Origin of the sequence: Tissierella pigra, from assembly GCF_009695605.1 — a bacterium.
Taxonomy (GTDB): domain Bacteria; phylum Bacillota; class Clostridia; order Tissierellales; family Tissierellaceae; genus Tissierella; species Tissierella pigra.
In genome coordinates this window covers 158,697-176,432 of the sequence record NZ_VUNQ01000001.1, presented here as the reverse complement: position 1 = coordinate 176,432, position 17,736 = coordinate 158,697, and the positions used below count along the sequence as shown (strand labels likewise).

The window sequence follows — 17,736 nt, the reverse complement described above, 5'->3', positions numbered from 1 at the left end:
TATGGATATTACTGAAAGGGAAGTTCTTATTTGGTTAAATAGTTTGGGCATAGGAAATAGTAATATAAATAAAATAATTGATGATTTTAATGATTTAAGAGAAATATTAGAGGTTCATAATGAACAAATTTATTCCATAGAAAATATAAGAAAAGAAGTAAAAGAAAAAATAATATATAATAAAAATAAAGATAATATAAAAAGAATGCTTTATAATATAGAAAAACATGATATTAATATAATAACAATATATGATGAAAATTATCCAAAAAGGTTAAGATATATAGATGATAATCCCAAAGTACTTTATACAAAAGGTACTATTTTACCAGAAGATAGTTTAGGAATAGCCATAGTTGGCTCTAGAAAAGCCACTTCTTATGGAAAATGGGCTTGTGAAAAATTCACAAAGGAATTGCTGGATTTAGGAATTACAATTATCAGTGGTTTAGCTTTAGGTATAGACACCATTGCTCATAAAACTGCTTTAGATAATGGAGGAAGAACAATAGGAGTTATTGGAAATGGAATAGATGTTATCTATCCAAAGAAAAACTTATCTTTATATAAAGAAGTAGGAGAAAAGGGATGTATAATTTCTGAATTTCCACTGGGAACTCCACCTTTAGCCTATAACTTTCCTCAAAGAAACAGAATAATATCAGGACTGTCTTTGGGAGTAGTAGTAATTGAAGCTCAAGAAAAATCAGGGTCTTTGATTACGGCTCATCATGGAATAGATCAAGGTAGGGATGTGTTTGCTTTGCCAGGTAATATTAATAGCATATTTAGTGTTGGAACAAATAAGCTAATTAAAGATGGTGCAAAGCCACTTCTAGAAATAGACGATATTATTGAGGAAATTTATGAGCTTCAAGAAAAACTATCTTTAAATAAAATGCAAAAAAAGACTGAAATTGATTATTCAAATTATAGTGAAACAGAGATAAATATAATCAGGATTTTAGAAGAAGAACCCATGCACTTAGATGCTATTTCATATAAATTGGGAATAGATATAGCTGAATTAAATAGTATACTAACAATACTAGAACTAAAAGGTATAGTTAAGGAATTATCTAGTAGAGTATTTACTATTTGCTAGATTTACTTAATGGAGGTGTAAATATTGCAAAAAAACTTAGTAATAGTCGAGTCACCAGCTAAAGCAAAGACTATTGAAAGATTTTTAGGGAAAAACTATAAAGTAGTAGCTTCAGTAGGGCATATACGAGATCTACCAAAGAGTACATTGGGAATTGACATCGATAAACAGTTTGAACCTAAATATATAACCATAAGGGGTAAAGGACCTGTCATAAAAGAATTAAAAAATGAAGCTAAAAAATCAAAAAAAATATTTCTTGCAACAGACCCTGATAGAGAAGGTGAAGCAATATCATGGCATTTAGCTTATATTTTAGGTATAGATGAAAAGGATAAAGTTAGAGTAGAGTTCAATGAAATAACTAAAGATGCTATAAAAAATGCCATTAAGAAACCAAGAGAACTAGATTTATCTTTAGTTGATGCTCAACAAGCTAGAAGGGTACTGGATAGACTTGTAGGATATAAAATAAGTCCTTTATTATGGAGAAAAATAAGGAAAGGATTAAGTGCAGGTAGAGTACAATCTGTAGCAGTTAAGTTAATTTGTGATAGAGAAAATGAAATTCAAAACTTTATACCTGAAGAATATTGGAGCATAAAAGCAAATTTAGAAAAAGATAAAGAAAAATTTGATGCTACTTTCTATGGTGAAAATATAGAAAATAAAGAAAAGAAAATTGATTTAAAGAATAAGTCAGAAGTAGATAGAATTTTAGACAAAATAGATTTAGACAACTTCGTTGTAACTAATGTAAAAAAAGGAAATAAAAGAAGAAATCCATATCCCCCATATACTACAAGTACTTTACAGCAAGATGCCTCAAAAAAACTAGGATTTACCACAAAAAAGACTATGATTGTTGCTCAACAATTATATGAGGGAATTGATATAAAAGGAGAAGGATCTGTAGGATTAATTACTTATATGAGAACTGACTCCACAAGAGTGTCAAAAGAAGCAATACAATCAGCAATTTCATTTATTAAAGAAAATTATGGAGATAAGTATACAAACAATGGTAATGATTATACAAATAAATCTAAGAAGGATTCTCAAGATGCCCATGAAGGTATAAGACCTACTGATATACTTAAAACTCCCACTTTAATTAGGGATTCTTTAACTCAAGATCAATTTAAACTTTATAAAATGATTTGGGAAAGATTCTTAGGGTCACAGATGACTCCGGCAGTTTATAATACTATTTCTGTTACTATAAATAGTAATGATGTTTTATTTAAATCTAATGGTTCAAAACTTACGTTTGATGGATTCTTAAGAATTTATGTTACCAGTGATGAAGAAGAAAAGGATATGAAAATACCTTTATTGGATATAGGAGATAGACTATTAGTAAATAAAATCATACCAAATCAACATTTTACTCAGCCACCTGGCAGATATACAGAAGCTTCTCTGATTAAAATATTAGAGGAACTGGGAATTGGTAGACCAAGTACCTTTGCACCTACAATTGCCACTATTTTATCTAGGGACTATGTTAACTTAGATAAAAAATCTTTTGTGCCTACAGAGTTAGGATTTTTAGTAAATGAGTTATTAATAGAGTACTTCAAGGATATTGTAAATGAAGAATTTACAGCAGAATTAGAAGAAAAACTTGATGAAATTGCAGAAGGAAATTTGCCATGGGTTAAAGTTGTTGAAGATTTTTATAAAGATTTTGCAATAGTATTAAAAAAGGCTGAAGAAGAAATTGAGGAAATTGAAATTAAAGATGAAGTATCTGATGTAATATGTGAAAAATGTGGTAAAAACATGGTAGTAAAACATGGTAGATTTGGTAAATTTTTAGCATGTCCTGGATATCCAGAATGTAAAAATACTAAAGCTATAGTAGATGAGTTAGACATAAAGTGTCCTAAATGTAATGGAAATCTTGTAAAAAGAAGATCAAAAAAAGGTAGAATCTTCTATGGATGCAGTAATTATCCAGAGTGTGACTTTGTCTCATGGGATGAACCAGTTAAAGAAAGATGTCCACAGTGTAAAGGGATTATGGTTATAAAAAGAACTAAGAAAGAAAACAAACTTAATTGTATGGATAAAGATTGTGGTTATAGTGAAATCAAAAAAGTATAAATAATTAAAATTTTCTGTACAATATTATATTTTTGTAGTAAAATCATAGTATGATAATTTAAATATTACAATAAGTGATAGAAATTATAGACAATAAATTATATTTTTAAAAGGAGGATTAATTAGTGGAAAGTTTATTACAGAAGACTAGAAGATTAAATAAGACATTACAAGGGTATGGTACAAAACCAGTTTCCTTTTCAGAATTAAGCGAGATACTTAGTGATATACTTAAAGCCAATGTCTATATAGCCAGTACTAGTGGTAAGGTATTAGGATATGAGTTGGCATCAGGCTTTGATTGTGATATAGTTCAAGCAGAAATAGTTAAGGAAAAAAGATTCCCTAAAAAATACAATGAGGAACTATTAAGATACAATGAAACAAACGAGAATATGAGAGAAGTTACTGATTGTGTCTTTGACCAAATATCAGAATGCCCTTATCCAGATAAAATAGCAACTGTAATCCCGATAAATAGTAGTGGAAAAAGATTGGGTACATTAGTTCTAGCTAGATTTGGAGTAGAATTTACTGAAGAGGATCTTATTTTAGCAGAATATAGTGCCACTATTGTAGGAATGGAAATATTAAGAGCAAAATCTGAAGAAATAGAAGAAGATGCAAGAAAAAAATCTATTGTTCAGATGGCAATAGGAACTCTTTCTTATTCAGAACTAGAAGCTATGGAACATATATTTAGAGAACTAGAAGGTAATGAAGGACTACTGGTTGCAAGTAAAATAGCTGATAGAGTAGGAATAACCAGATCTGTTATAGTAAATGCACTAAGAAAGTTTGAAAGTGCAGGAGTTATAGAATCAAGATCCTTAGGTATGAAGGGAACTCATATTAAAATATTAAATGATAAGTTAATAGACGAACTTTTAAAGTCAAAAGAATAGTAAATTTACTATTCTTTTTTTTAGGACTTTAGTAATGATTTAAATATTTAATTCATTTAAAGCTTGAATTAACCATGTGAAAATTGTAAAATATTAGTATCAAAGGCGAAAAAGGGAATAATAGGCAGAAAAAGGATGTAATATGTCATATAACTATAATTTGATATATTATTTCAATTAAGATATGATTATATTATAAAATTGTGGGGTGATTTAATGTTTAAGGGTATGTATAATAATGTCAACTTTTATCAAAAAGCTTTAGATGGAACTTGGGAAAGACATAAAGCGATATCTCATAATATGGCTAATGAAAATACTCCGAATTATAAAAGAAAAATAGTAACTTTTGAAGATCAATTAAAGCAAAGTATAAATAGTAGAAAAATAGATCTAACAAAGACTCATAAAAATCACATTGATGTAGGTAGAAGTTCATTTTCTCCTATGGTTGTAGAAGATAAATCTACATCTTATAGAATAGATGGAAACAATGTAAATATAGATATAGAGTCTGGGGATTTAGCTAAAAATACTATTATGTACGATGCTTTGGTACGACAAATAACTGGTGAATTCGATAAAATTAAAAATGTTATTACTGAAGGGAGTAAATAATTATGAGTCTTTTTAATCCAATTAATATATCAGCCAGTGCTTTAACAGCTGAAAAAACTAGAATAGATATAATTACAAAGAATATGGCCAATGTAAATACTACAAGGGCAACAGGAGGAATGCCTTATAGAAGACAAATAGCTATATTTGAAGAAAATAAATCCACATCATTTGAAGAACAGCTAAGTAAATATAGCAATAAAATAAGTGGTAAGGGCGTTAAGATTAGTAAAATAGTTGAAGATGAATCTCCTTTTAAACTTATATATGAACCAGGACATCCAGATGCTGATGAAAATGGATATGTTCAGAAACCAAATGTAGACACTGTAAAAGAAATGGTGGATTTAATCAGTGCTCAGCGTTCATATGACGCTAACATAACAGCTATGAACGCATCTAAGTCTATGTTAATGAAAGCTTTAGATATTGGTAGGAGGTAAGAATATTGTATATAAATAAAATTAATAATTATAATAGTTTACTATCTACAAAAAATGACAAAATAACAAACACTAAAACAGCAGACAGCTTTGGTAGCTTATTAAATAATGCCTTGGATAAAGTCAATGAAATGCAATTAGAAAGTCAAGAGTATAAAAAAATGTTAGCCATAGGAGAAGTGGACAACCTTCATGATGTTACAATAGCTGCTGATAAGGCAGATACTGCTCTACAAGTTGTTATGGCCATAAGAGGTAAAGTTGTAGAAGCATATAAAGAAATTATGAGAATTCAAATTTAACAATGATAGAGAGAGGTGCAACAGTGCAAGAATCGATACATAAGTTAAAAACACAGGTAATAGAACATTGGAAGGAAATGGATAAGAAAAAGAAAATTAAATTGGCATTTATTAGCTTATTTGTTATTTTTGCTGTAACTGCACTTATTCTTATGTTAACACGTAAGCCCTATGAAGTTCTATATGGAGACTTAAGTTTAAAAGATATGGGACAAATTACTACTAAGCTAGATGAAATGGGCGTCGCCTGGAAAACAGGGGAAGATCAAAAAAGTATTTTAGTACCAGCGGAAAACAAAAATCGTATAAAAATAGAATTGGCTACATACGGATTACCCAAAGAAGGCTATACATATATGGATGCTTTTAACGATAGTAGCTGGACTATGACTGATTATGATAAAAAACAGAGAATGAAAAAGGCTGATGAAAGTGAATTAGCATCTACAATATCAGAGATAGATGGAATACATAGTGCTGAAGTATTTATAGAGCAAAAAGAAGCTACTAACTTTGTGTTAGACAATGATGATAATAAAACTACAGCATCCGTTTTTATTGTAAAATCGGATAATAGGCCAATATCACCAGAAAAAGTAAAAGCAATAAAGCATTTAGTAGCAAGTTCTATAAATATGATTCCAGAAGATGTTAAAGTAGTAGATAATGAGGGAAGATTACTGGGTGAAGAAGATGAAGAAAACATTTTTTCAGTGGATCAGTTTGAGGTAAAAAACGGAATAGAAGCTAAAATAAATGAAAGTATAAAAAAATTCTTAGGAAACGTTGTTGGATTTAACAATGTAGATGTAATGTCAAGTGTAAAAATAAATATGGATATGGAGAAAACCACCATAACTGAGTTTGCTACTCCTTTAGAAGGAAGTGAAGAAGGACTAATTCGTTCTTTAGAAGAGGTAGAGGAACATATGGTAGGAGGAGCAATAGGAGGAGCACCAGGAACAGAAACCAATGTAGAAGACTATAATACATTAGATGATGGTTCAAGTAGATACGATAAAGTAAGTAGAATAATAAACAATGAATTAAATGAAATAAATAAAGAAATCAACAAAGCTCCAGGACAAGTTGAGAGTGTTACTGTGGCAGTATTAATAAATAAAGATGCTCTAATAGATGGAGAGATGACTCCTGAAATGGAAAAAGAATTCACTGATCTAATATATGCGGCAACAGGCTTAGATACTAAGCAAGTTCAAGTAAAAGCAGCAAGCTTCAATACTAAGCAGGTAGCAGACAGTAATGTTATTCAAGAAGGAACTAATAGATGGTTATATATTGGAATTTTATTGGCACTAATTATATTAATAATAGGTATAGTTTTATATAGAAGAAAGAAATCTAAGGAACTTGCTGAAAAAGAATTAGAAAGAATTCTTGGGGAAAAATCTACAATAGAACTAGAAGTTGCAGATTTGGATTTTGAAGCAGAGGAATCAAAAATGAAGGCTCAAATTGATAAGTTTATTGAGAAAAAACCTGATGCAGTTGCTCAGTTGCTTAGAAATTGGTTAAATGAATAGGAGAATTTAATATGTCTAAGAGACAATTTAACGGGAAAGAAAAGGTGGCAATACTACTTATTGCTCTAGGACCTCAGAAATCTGCTGAGATATTTAAACATTTAAATGAGGAAGAAATGGAAGAACTTACTTTGCAAATTGCAAATATGAGGATGGTTTCTCCAGAAGAAAAACAAGTTGTTATTGAAGAGTTTTATCAAATATGTCTTGCACAGGAGTATATTTCTGAAGGTGGAATAAATTATGCTAAAGATGTACTGGAAAGAGCTTTAGGGTCTGATAAAGCTATTGATATAATTAGTAAGCTTACATCTTCATTACATGTAAGACCTTTTGAATTCATAAGAAAGGCTGACCCTAACCAACTTTTAAACTATATACAGAATGAACATCCTCAAACAATTGCTTTGATATTGTCTTACTTAGGGTCAGCGCAGGCAGCACAACTTCTTTCAAGTTTGCCTCCTGAAAAGCAATCAGATGTTACAAGGAGAATAGCAATAATGGATAGGACTTCACCAGAAGTAGTAAAAGAAATTGAATCAATTTTAGAGAATAAATTCTCAAATATACTGGCTCAAGATTATACAACTACTGGCGGAATAGGTGCAGTTGTAGATATACTTAACTCTGTAGACAGAAGTACAGAAAAGAATATTATGGAAGAATTGGATGTCAGAGATGCGGAATTAAGTGAAGAAATCAGAAGAAGAATGTTTGTATTTGAAGATATTATTACCCTTGATAACAGAAGCATCCAAAGAGTTATAAGAGAAATTGATAATGCTCAATGGGCTATTGCACTTAAAGGAGCTAGTGAGGAAGTTAAAAATCTTATATTTAATAATATGTCAAAACGTTTAGTTGAAATGATTAAAGAGGACATAGAATTTATGGGACCTGTACGTATTAGAGATATGGAAGATGCACAACAAAATATAGTAAACATCATTAGAAAATTAGAAGATGATGGAGAGATAATTACTCCTAGAGGGGGAGATGAGATAATTGTCTAATATTATTAAATCCTTTAGAGTAATACAGACAGAGTCAAAAAGAATAATAGACGATACTAAGGCTGAAGATGAAAGTAGAAAAGCAATAGAACAGATTTTTGAAGAAGAAAAAGAAAAAGCAGAAAAAGAATATAAAATAATTGTAGATAAAGCAAAAGAAAAAGCAGCTAAAATAGTAGAAGATGCTGAAGAACAGAAAGAATCTATAATAGAAGAAGCATATATAAAAGCTAAAGAGATTTTAGATGAACATAAAGAAATAGGATATAAAGAGGGACATGAACTAGGATATAAAAAAGGTCATGAAAAAGGTTATGAAGAAGGAAAAGTTAAGTCTGATGAACTAATAAAAGAAGCACTAAATATAAAAGAGTCATATATAAGCACTAGAAACAATCTTCTTAAAGAATTAGAAGAAGATATAGTGGAGTTAGTAATAAGTATTTATGAAAAGGTTATAAATAAAAAAACAGAAGAAGACGACGAACTTATAGTCTCTTTAGTGTTAAATGGAATTAGCAATTTAGATTTAACAGATAAGCTAACCATAGTAGTGTCTAAGGAGGATTATAATATATTAGAGATAGCTAAAGAAGAAATACTAGCCAAAGCTAGTATGATAACAGAACTAGATATTAAATATGATATTTCCCTAAAAAAAGGTGATTGTATTTTAGAGACTTCTAAGGGAAATATAGACGCAAGTCTTAAAAATCAACTAGAAGAAGTAAAAGAACTTTTAACAACAATACTAAATAATGAGTGATGATATGGAAGATACAATTAATATTAAAAAATATACAGCAGCAGTAAAAGAAAAAAGGTTCATGAAATATACTGGAAAGATAACAAAAGTAACTGGACTGACTATTGAGTCAAATGGTCCAATGGCAACTATTGGTGAACTTTGTTATATCTATCCATATAAAAGTAATATACCTATTCTTTCCGAAGTAGTTGGATTTAAAGAGGATAAGATTCTTCTAATGCCATTAGGAGAAATGGAAGGTATAGCCAGTGGAAGTATAGTGGTAGGCAGTGGAAAGACGCTTAGGGTCAATGTAGGAGATGAACTAATAGGAAGGGTACTTGATGGATTAGGAAATCCCATGGATAATTTAGGACCTATTAAGTCTAATAAATATTATCCAGTTTCCAGTTCACCTCCAAGTCCTTTAGATAGAATGGTTATAAAAGAGCCTTTATCAGTAGGTGTCCGAGCAATAGATGGTTTACTAACCTGTGGAAAGGGTCAAAGAGTAGGGATTTTTGCAGGATCTGGAGTAGGTAAAAGTACATTAATGGGTATGATTTCTAGGAATAGTACTGCTGATGTAAATGTTATAGGTTTAATAGGAGAACGTGGAAGAGAAGTTAATGAGTTTATTCAAAATGATTTAAGGGAAGATGGTCTAAAAAAATCTGTGGTAGTGGTTGTAACGTCAGACCAGCCCGCCCTAATAAGAGTTAAAGGTGCAATGGTAACTACTGCAATAGCAGAATATTTTAGAGATCAAGGTTTAAATGTAATGTTGCTTATGGATTCTCTAACTAGATTTTCCATGGCACAACGAGAAATAGGACTAGCTATAGGAGAGCCACCTGTAACTAGAGGCTATACTCCTTCTGTTTTTGCTACTATGCCAAGATTACTTGAAAGAACAGGAGCATCTGATAAAGGCACCATTACAGGTCTTTATACAGTATTAGTAGATGGAGACGATTTAACTGAACCTATAACAGACACTGCAAGAGGAATATTAGATGGACATATTGTCTTATCTAGAAAACTTGCAAATGCAAATCATTATCCAGCAATAGATGTTCTTGCTAGTATAAGTAGGGTAATGCCCAACATAGCAAGTAGAGAACATATACAAACTGCAGGCTCTATAAAAGATATTATGGCTGTTTACCAAGAAGCTGAGGACTTAATAAACATTGGAGCATATAAACGAGGTTCAAATAAAAAAATTGACACAGCTATTGAGTTAATCGATGATATAGAAAGCTTTTTAAAGCAAGAAACTCAAAAAACATCAACCTTTGAAGAAACAATAAAGTTAATGAACGAGATTTCTGAAAAATTAAACTAAAACTTATGGAGGTACATTGATGAACTATAGCTTTAGGTTAGAAAAGGTACTAAACTATAAAGAAAATATTGAAGATTTAAAAAAAGCTAAATATGGAGATATAAATTCAAGGTTAAATAATGAGGAAGAAATATTAGTAAGTTTTAACCAGCATAAAGCGAATTTAGTTGTAGAAAAAAACAACTCAGCTAAAAGAACCAATATTGGCAATTTGAAACTATATAATAGTTATTTACAGGATATATCTGTAACCATTCAAAAGCAAGAAATAAAAATAGAAGAAATGAAAGTTGAGTTAGAAGAAGCGAAAGAAGAACTTTTAGTTGCAATGCAAGAAAAAAAAGCTTTTGAAAAGTTAAAAGAAAATGATTATAAAGAATTTATCATAGAATCTAAAAGACAAGAGGAAAAGTTAGTTGATGGTATAGTTACATTTAACACTAGCCAACAATAGGGGGCAAGAAGATGGAAACAATAAATGTTGAAAATAGAAATGAGAATGAAAAATCAAAGAAAAAATATAAAATATCTAAAATTATAACTATTATAATCATTAGTATAGTTCTTGTACCCTTAGGAATAATGAGCCTTATGTATAGTACAAATAAAAAATTTAAGAACAATGCAAATAAAATATTAAGAAAAATGCCAGGGGTAGTGGGAGAACATTTTAGAAATTATCCTACAGAATTAGAAAAAGACGAAAAAATAATTTATCTTTCCAAACACTATATAGATTTAGATCCAAATGTAGCAGCAGATAAAATGTATATAATAAAAAAGGATGACGAAAAGCTCTATATAGATGTGCTAAAGGAAATGAATAATATTTCTAACTCTAAAACTGAGGAAATAGTATTAAAAGTTAGAAATATGGAACTAAGGAAGGATTTATTATTTTCAATATATGAAGAGGCTCAAGAGGAAGAAATGGAACAGTTTCGATTAGAAGTAAGTAGAATTGAAAAACAAGATACATTGGCTTCTTTGTTGGAAATAGAAAAGAAGTTTGCAGATAGAGATTTTTTAAAGGTTTTAAGCGAAGTAAAGACAGATAAATTAGGAGAAGTTTTATATTATATAGACTCTGATGTAAGAAATTATATTTTAAATACTTTTGAAGAAAGCAAAAAAACGTCAATTGAAGTAATAATCAACGAAAAGACAAATGAAGTAAATACCTTGATTGATTTAGCAAAGGTATATGAAACTAAACCTTTAGATGTAACGATAGAAACCATTGGCAATACAAACAGTTATTCTCTAAATAAACTAGCAGTTATATATAGCCATTTATCTGCATTAAAATCAGCTGAATTATTAGCAGGGATAAAAGATGAAAATTTTATAGAGGATTTGTTTTCTGCAATAATCCGTGAAGAACAATTAACAAAATCAGAAACTAATATAACCAGTAACGTAAGTAAGACTATGGAATTTTTAAATGAATATTCTAGTAAAGTAAATGACCTTGTTGTAATATATGAAAAAATGGCTCCTGATAAAGTAGCTAAAATTGTTGAAAAAATGATGCAAAATACAAATACAATAACCTCTTTGGAAATAAGTTCAGAAAAAGTTTATGAACTTTCAGATAGGACTATTATTGTAGATGTATTATCAAAAATGAAAAATCAAACCTTATCTAAGGTTTTAGATTATATGGAGTCTGATAAGGCTTCACAGGTTACTAGACTCTTAGCACAACCTAAAAACTAAGAAAAAAGTAATCATTATTAATTAAAAGGAGGTGAAATAAGTGAAAGCTATATTTTTTGATTTAAAACAATCTATAAATACTAATGTTGAAGTAAGTAAAGAAAATAGTATTGAAAAAAGTAAAGACTTTTTTTCTACCTTAGAATCAGTAAATAATAAAAATCATAAAGAAGACACTAAGAATAATATAGATTCAACTAAGCCTAAAAAATCTAATACAAAAAACAAAGTAGAAGACATAGAAGAAACAGATATGGTAGAGGATTCAGATAAAGTAGAAAAAGAAGAAAATAAGAAAAAAATAGTATATGAAAATCTATTGTTTTTATCTAATAACATAACAACTTTAGAGGAAGCGAATGTGACAGAATTACCTAAGGAACAAGATGTTTCCATTGCAATTGAACCAAAAGAATTGGCTTTAAAAACTGAGGAAATTTATGTTGAAAGCTTAGGAACAAATCAAGATATTAAAGATATAGTTGATAGTAAGATTGATTTGGAAAACTTAAATAATATTACTGTCAATAAAGAAAATCAGGAAAAACCTAAATTAAGCTTGGAAAATAATGAAATTCCAGAAGAAAATTTAAATTTTAATTCTGAGGAAATAAAGCCAAAAGTTGAGATGAAGGAAAATATTGAAAATATGAATGAAGATACTTCAGATAATGAATTGAATCTAAAACCAATTGCTCCACCAGTAAAAGAAGAACCAACAAATGGTTTAGAGGAAAACAATTCTAAAGAATTATCTAAAGAAGATGTAGAGTCTAACTCAGTAAAATTAAGTAGTGAAGAAGATAAAATCAACAGTGAATCTGCTTTTTCAATACAGAAACAAGATATAGAATATACTAGAAATATTTCAACAGAAGCAGAAAAAACAGAACCAATAAATCCTAAAGAAGTTATAGATCAAATAGTGGAAAAGGTAAGGGTTGATTTAACTAATGAAAAGAATGAAATTAGGATTAGGCTAAAACCAGAGATTTTAGGTGAAATGTTGATGAATATTGAAGTTACAAAAAACACAGTAGTAGCAAAGGTAATGGTAGATAATCAAAGAACTAAAGAGATTATAGAGAATAATTTAATCCAGTTAAGAGAAGAGCTAAAGGATAGTGGATTAGAAATTAAGACTTTTGAAGTATTTGTAGGAAATAGTAGTGATTTTAATAAACATAATCCTAATCAATTCAACTTCAATAAAAACAATAAAAGGCTAAAAATCAAGGCAGAAAATAAACAGGTAGCATCAAATTATGAGGAAACATTAGGTGTACAAAATAAAGCAAATGACATATACTCAGAAAGTACTCTCAATTTACTTGCTTAAATAGGAGGTTTAATATGGAAGTAAATAATAAATACGAAGAATATATTTATAAGTTTGGAGAAAAAAATAATAATTCGGCTGAAAAGAAAAAAGGCAATGATTTAGATAAAGATGCCTTTTTAAGACTACTGACTACACAGTTATCTCACCAAGACCCTCTTAATCCTATGGAAGATAGAGAATTCATTGCTCAATTGGCACAATTTAGTTCATTAGAGCAAATGCAAAACTTGAACAATCAGATGACAGACCTAAATAAAAATATGGTTAGTGCATCAGAGGAAATGTTGGATTTATTGGAGATAACAAATCTAAATCAAATCAAAGCTAATGTTGAAATATTAAAAGAAATTACTAACATTAGAAAAGGAATGGAAGCATATCTAGGTGAACCACCTGAGGTAGAAGAGCCACCAGTTGATGGACCAGAGGGAGAAGAAGGCGACAAACCAGCAGACGATAACACAATAGATGATTAATATGGAGCTGTTCTTATGAGTAAAATAGATATTAGACAACTTGAAAACCGATTGATTACTTCATCAAAACCTATTGAAAGAAAACAAATCGATTCTAATAAAAATTTTGATCAAATATTGGAGAAAATTCAAAATAAAGAAACGGAAATTAAGTTTTCAAAACATGCTGCAGAAAGACTTAGCAGTAGAGATATGGGTTTAACTTCAGATGAAATGGCAAGGTTAAAATCAGCTTTCTCCAAAGCTGAAAAAAAGGGAGTAAAAGATGCTTTAATATTAATAGATGATAAGGCTTTTATAGCTAATATTAATAATAAAGTAATCATTACAACTGTAAATAAAGAACAATTAAAAGATAATATATTCACTAATATTGATGGGGCAGTAATAATATAACTGGACCAGTCGGAAGTTATATAGGCCTGATTGATAGAGGGTCTATGGCTGCTCAAAAAATGGAGGAATGAAAATATGATGAGATCAATGTACTCAGCTGTATCAGGCTTGAGGGTACACCAAAGTAAAATGGATACCATAGGTAATAATATAGCCAACGTAAATACTGTTGGATTTAAAAGAGGACAAGTTACTTTCCAAGAGGTATTTAGCCAAGTCGTAAGAGGGGCTTCTGCACCACAAGGGGGAAAAGGAGGTACAAACCCTCAGCAAATAGGTATGGGTGTAGCTACAGGTTCAATCAACACCATACACACTAAAGGACCTGGACAAAGAACAGACAACCCAACAGACCTTATGATAGATGGTGATGGTTTTTTTGTAATATCTTCAGACCCTAATTTTAACAATAGATATTATACTAGAGCTGGAAACTTTACTTTAGATAGAGATGGAAATTTAGTTACAGCAGAAGGAGATAAGGTGTTAGGATATGGAGTAGATGGTGAAGGGAATATAACTTCAGATGTAACTAATATTAGAATAAATATGTCTGAAACTAAAGCGCCTACGGCTACTCAAAAGATAATGTTTAAGGGAAATTTAGACAGTAGAGAAGATGTTGGCCATAAAGAATCTGTAGATACAGTGATTTATGATAGCCTTGGAAATTCATATAAGATAACATTTGAACTTGAAAAGGAAACAACTACTGCCCCTGACAGTGCATGGAAATACAGTGTTAAGAGAATAACCGATTTAGCTACAGGTAACTATACAGAGACCGATATAACAGATACTAGTGCTCCTGGATCTGGAAATTTAATTTTTGATGGTAAAGGTAAATTAAAAGTAGATGATTCTATTCCAGATGCTGGAATAAATCTTAAAATTAATAACGGTATTAAGTTTACACACAGTAAAGATGGAACAGCTTTTACTACTCCCATACCAAAGTCTTCTGGTGAATTTTCGGACAGTATTAGTATCTTGGATAAAGAGGATGATTTAACTTTTAAAGATATACATCAATATGCAAATGATATGGGCTTTAAACCAGAGGGGAAAATTGGAAATACTTCAGGTACAATAGAAGGATTTACTATAGATGCTACAGGTACAGTTGTAGGAGTCTTTACTAATGGTGAGAGGAAAGCTTTGGGACAATTGATGTTGGCTAAGTTTGATAACCCTATGGGATTACAAAAACTAGGTGGCAACAACTTTATAGATACTAGAAACTCAGGTGAGCCACAATTAGGTAAAGCTAGTACAATTGGACTTGGAGCCATAAGTCCAGGCAATCTTGAAATGTCTAATGTAGATATTTCTCTTGAGTTTACTGAAATGATAACTACTCAAAGAGGATTTCAAGCGAATTCAAGAATTATTACAACTTCAGATGAAATGTTACAAGAGCTTGTTAATATGAAGAGATAATATAATACTATAGGGTAGATTTTATTATCTACCCTAATCCTTTAAAAGGTGGGATAAATATGATAAAAGTAAAGAGATTAAATGATAAGGAGTTTGTAGTAAATAGTGAACTTATATTATTTGTTGAAGAGACACCTGATACTGTTATTACTCTTACTAATGGACAGAAAATTGTAGTAGTAGATTCTGTAGATGAAATAATAAAAAAGGTAATTAGATACAAAGCAGAGATACATAATTTTGAAAGAAGATAAATTGAAACGAGGTGTAAAGATTGGATATAGCAACAATAATAGGGTTGGTTCTGGGAATTGGTTTTACAATATGGGGAATTATGTCATCAGGAAGTTTAATTGACTACTATGATTTCCCTTCTATTGTAATTACATTAGGAGGTACTGTGGCTTCTGTATTTATAAGTTATTCATTATCAGACATAGCTAAAATGGGAAAGGTATTTCAAAAGACTGTCTTATATAAAATAGATTCAGCTAATGAAATAATTGCAGATATTATAAATTTAGCTAATGTTGCAAGAAAAGAAGGATTACTATCATTGGAAGAATATGCTTCGAAGTTAGATGATGAATTTTTAAAAAAGGGAATTATGTTAATAGTAGATGGAACTGATCCAGAGCTTGTAAGAAATATTCTTGAAACAGAGCTTGTATTCTTAGAAGAGAGACACTCGCAAGGTCAAGGAATATTAGAATCCATGGGATCGGCGGCACCGGCCTTTGGTATGCTTGGTACTTTAATAGGACTAGTAAATATGCTTCAAAAAATGGATGACCCTAAGGCTATAGGTCCAAATATGTCTGTAGCTTTAATAACTACGTTTTACGGTTCATTTTTAGCCAACGTTATATTTATACCATTAGCACTAAAATTAAAATTAAAAAGTAAATCAGAAGTTCTAATTAAAGAATTGATGATAGAAGGTCTGCTTTCAATTCAAGCAGGTGAAAACCCTAGAATAATTGAAGAAAAACTAAAAACCTTTATTCCACCTGAAATGAGAACTAAAGTTAAAAATCAAGGAGAGAAGGAGGTAGCATAGTGGCTAGAGAGAGAAAACAAGAAGAGGCAAAAGGGGGGGCACCTGAATGGCTGACTACTTATAGTGATTTAGTTACATTGTTATTGTGTTTCTTTGTTCTTCTATTTTCCTTTTCAAATGTGGACGCTGAAAAGTTTCGAAGCCTAATGGCTGGTTTTCAAGGGGGAGCTGGAGTATTAAGTGGTGGAACCACTTTGGATTTTCCAATAGATTCGCTTGAAGATGGTCTTGATGAGGAACTTGTCAAACTTCTAAAAAACTTAGAAGAATATGCTGATACCTTAAATCTGGGAGAAGCGATTACTATTAAACCTGAAGAAAGAGGGATTGTTATTAGATTTATGGATAATGTATTATTTGATTCAGGAAGTGCAGAAATCAAAGGTGAATCTATGGAAATTTTAAAAACAGTAGCAGAACTTTTAAAACAAGAAGAATTTTCAAACAGGCAAATTAAAGTGGAAGGTCATACAGACTCTGACCAAATTGTAAAAGTATCAAAATACCCTACTAACTGGGAACTATCCTCTGCTAGAGCAACTAATGTCCTAAGATATTTAGTGGAGGTTGAAAACATAGAGGGAAATAGAATATCTTCTTCTGGATATAGTTTTTATAGAGGAGTTGCTCCCAATGATACTCCAGAGAATAAGGCTAGAAATAGAAGAGTAGATATTGTTATACTAAATGATATTTCTACAGAACAAGAACCGCAGTAAAATAGAATGAGGTGATATTATGTCGAAAAACAATACTTTAATGATTATTATTATTTTACTTTTATCATTAATTGCTGGTATTGGCGTAGGTATATTTTTCTTTTCAAATAAGACTATTGAGAAGTCTCCAAAGGATATGAAAACTTATTCTCTAACTTTAGAGGATATGTATTGTAATATTAAAGAAAGCAAGAAAATATTAAAAATAAAGTTCACAATAGAAATCACTAATGAAAAAACCCTTGAGACTTTAACAGCGAAACAATTTCTTATTAGAGATGAAGCTAATAAAATCATAAGGAATTTAACAGAAGAAGATTTAAAAGGAAAAGAAGGGCAAACTAGTTTGCAAAATCAATTAAAGGAAAGCATTATAGAATTGTTTAATGATGAAAGTATAACTAACATATATTTTGATGATTTTATAATGCAATAAAGGGGGAATT

20 protein-coding genes are annotated in these 17,736 nt (G+C 30.2%); all 20 read left to right on the top strand.

Annotation, left to right across the window (positions count from 1 at the left end):
• The first annotated feature begins 1 nt into the window (after position 1).
• The 20 genes from dprA to FYJ83_RS00865 all read left to right on the top strand — a co-directional run bounded on the left by dprA (position 2) and on the right by FYJ83_RS00865 (position 17,726).
• On the top strand, positions 2 to 1,105 hold the full coding sequence (dprA, locus tag FYJ83_RS00960; RefSeq protein WP_154438188.1) for a DNA-processing protein DprA: 1,104 nt from the start codon (positions 2 to 4) through the stop codon (positions 1,103 to 1,105).
• A 24-nt stretch (positions 1,106 to 1,129) separates the two neighbouring features.
• Positions 1,130 to 3,214: a type I DNA topoisomerase gene (gene topA, locus FYJ83_RS00955; protein WP_154438186.1), complete on the top strand. Its 2,085-nt coding sequence runs from the start codon at positions 1,130 to 1,132 to the stop codon at positions 3,212 to 3,214.
• 125 nt (positions 3,215 to 3,339) lie between these two features.
• Entirely contained in the window at positions 3,340 to 4,119 is a 780-nt protein-coding gene (gene codY / locus FYJ83_RS00950) for a GTP-sensing pleiotropic transcriptional regulator CodY (RefSeq protein WP_216585147.1), read from the top strand.
• Between the two features lie 216 nt (positions 4,120 to 4,335).
• Positions 4,336 to 4,737, top strand: a complete 402-nt coding sequence (gene flgB / locus FYJ83_RS00945) for a flagellar basal body rod protein FlgB (RefSeq protein ID WP_154438184.1) — start codon at positions 4,336 to 4,338, stop codon at positions 4,735 to 4,737.
• Positions 4,738 to 4,739: 2 nt separating this feature from the next.
• Positions 4,740 to 5,180 carry a flagellar basal body rod protein FlgC gene (gene flgC / locus FYJ83_RS00940; RefSeq protein WP_154438182.1) on the top strand — a complete coding sequence of 147 codons (441 nt, stop codon included), beginning with the start codon at positions 4,740 to 4,742 and terminating at the stop codon, positions 5,178 to 5,180.
• A 5-nt stretch (positions 5,181 to 5,185) separates the two neighbouring features.
• Positions 5,186 to 5,482, top strand: coding sequence for a flagellar hook-basal body complex protein FliE (fliE, locus tag FYJ83_RS00935; protein ID WP_154438180.1), 297 nt, complete (start codon positions 5,186 to 5,188; stop codon positions 5,480 to 5,482).
• 23 nt (positions 5,483 to 5,505) lie between these two features.
• Positions 5,506 to 7,026 (top strand): flagellar basal-body MS-ring/collar protein FliF, encoded by a 1,521-nt coding sequence (fliF, locus tag FYJ83_RS00930; protein ID WP_195837877.1) that lies wholly within the window; start codon positions 5,506 to 5,508, stop codon positions 7,024 to 7,026.
• 11 nt (positions 7,027 to 7,037) lie between these two features.
• Positions 7,038 to 8,042, top strand: coding sequence for a flagellar motor switch protein FliG (gene fliG / locus FYJ83_RS00925; protein ID WP_154438176.1), 1,005 nt, complete (start codon positions 7,038 to 7,040; stop codon positions 8,040 to 8,042).
• A complete protein-coding gene (locus tag FYJ83_RS00920) occupies positions 8,035 to 8,808 on the top strand; it encodes a FliH/SctL family protein (protein WP_154438174.1) in 774 nt (257 codons plus the stop codon). The genes fliG and FYJ83_RS00920 overlap by 8 nt, the downstream gene beginning before the upstream one ends.
• The gene (gene fliI, locus FYJ83_RS00915) at positions 8,801 to 10,138 is read left to right on the top strand and encodes a flagellar protein export ATPase FliI (RefSeq protein WP_216585148.1); all 1,338 of its coding nucleotides are present in this window, start codon (positions 8,801 to 8,803) and stop codon (positions 10,136 to 10,138) included. The genes FYJ83_RS00920 and fliI overlap by 8 nt, the downstream gene beginning before the upstream one ends.
• A gap of 19 nt (positions 10,139 to 10,157) precedes the next feature.
• On the top strand, positions 10,158 to 10,592 hold the full coding sequence (fliJ, locus tag FYJ83_RS00910; RefSeq protein ID WP_154438170.1) for a flagellar export protein FliJ: 435 nt from the start codon (positions 10,158 to 10,160) through the stop codon (positions 10,590 to 10,592).
• 11 nt (positions 10,593 to 10,603) lie between these two features.
• Entirely contained in the window at positions 10,604 to 11,857 is a 1,254-nt protein-coding gene (locus FYJ83_RS00905; protein WP_154438169.1) for a MotE family protein, read from the top strand.
• 40 nt (positions 11,858 to 11,897) lie between these two features.
• The gene (locus FYJ83_RS20415) at positions 11,898 to 13,196 is read left to right on the top strand and encodes a flagellar hook-length control protein FliK (protein WP_154438167.1); all 1,299 of its coding nucleotides are present in this window, start codon (positions 11,898 to 11,900) and stop codon (positions 13,194 to 13,196) included.
• A 14-nt stretch (positions 13,197 to 13,210) separates the two neighbouring features.
• Positions 13,211 to 13,675 (top strand): flagellar hook assembly protein FlgD, encoded by a 465-nt coding sequence (locus tag FYJ83_RS19845; RefSeq protein WP_216585149.1) that lies wholly within the window; start codon positions 13,211 to 13,213, stop codon positions 13,673 to 13,675.
• Positions 13,676 to 13,690: 15 nt separating this feature from the next.
• Positions 13,691 to 14,071: a TIGR02530 family flagellar biosynthesis protein gene (locus FYJ83_RS00890; RefSeq protein WP_154438165.1), complete on the top strand. Its 381-nt coding sequence runs from the start codon at positions 13,691 to 13,693 to the stop codon at positions 14,069 to 14,071.
• Between the two features lie 75 nt (positions 14,072 to 14,146).
• On the top strand, positions 14,147 to 15,511 hold the full coding sequence (locus tag FYJ83_RS00885; RefSeq protein WP_154438163.1) for a flagellar hook protein FlgE: 1,365 nt from the start codon (positions 14,147 to 14,149) through the stop codon (positions 15,509 to 15,511).
• A 59-nt stretch (positions 15,512 to 15,570) separates the two neighbouring features.
• Positions 15,571 to 15,765, top strand: coding sequence for a flagellar FlbD family protein (locus tag FYJ83_RS00880; protein ID WP_154438161.1), 195 nt, complete (start codon positions 15,571 to 15,573; stop codon positions 15,763 to 15,765).
• Between the two features lie 20 nt (positions 15,766 to 15,785).
• The gene (locus tag FYJ83_RS00875) at positions 15,786 to 16,571 is read left to right on the top strand and encodes a motility protein A (protein WP_154438159.1); all 786 of its coding nucleotides are present in this window, start codon (positions 15,786 to 15,788) and stop codon (positions 16,569 to 16,571) included.
• Positions 16,571 to 17,290 (top strand): OmpA family protein, encoded by a 720-nt coding sequence (locus FYJ83_RS20410; RefSeq protein ID WP_216585151.1) that lies wholly within the window; start codon positions 16,571 to 16,573, stop codon positions 17,288 to 17,290. Before FYJ83_RS00875 ends, FYJ83_RS20410 begins: the two co-directional genes overlap by 1 nt.
• 19 nt (positions 17,291 to 17,309) lie before the next feature.
• The gene (locus FYJ83_RS00865) at positions 17,310 to 17,726 is read left to right on the top strand and encodes a flagellar basal body-associated FliL family protein (RefSeq protein WP_154438157.1); all 417 of its coding nucleotides are present in this window, start codon (positions 17,310 to 17,312) and stop codon (positions 17,724 to 17,726) included.
• Positions 17,727 to 17,736 lie beyond the last annotated feature (10 nt).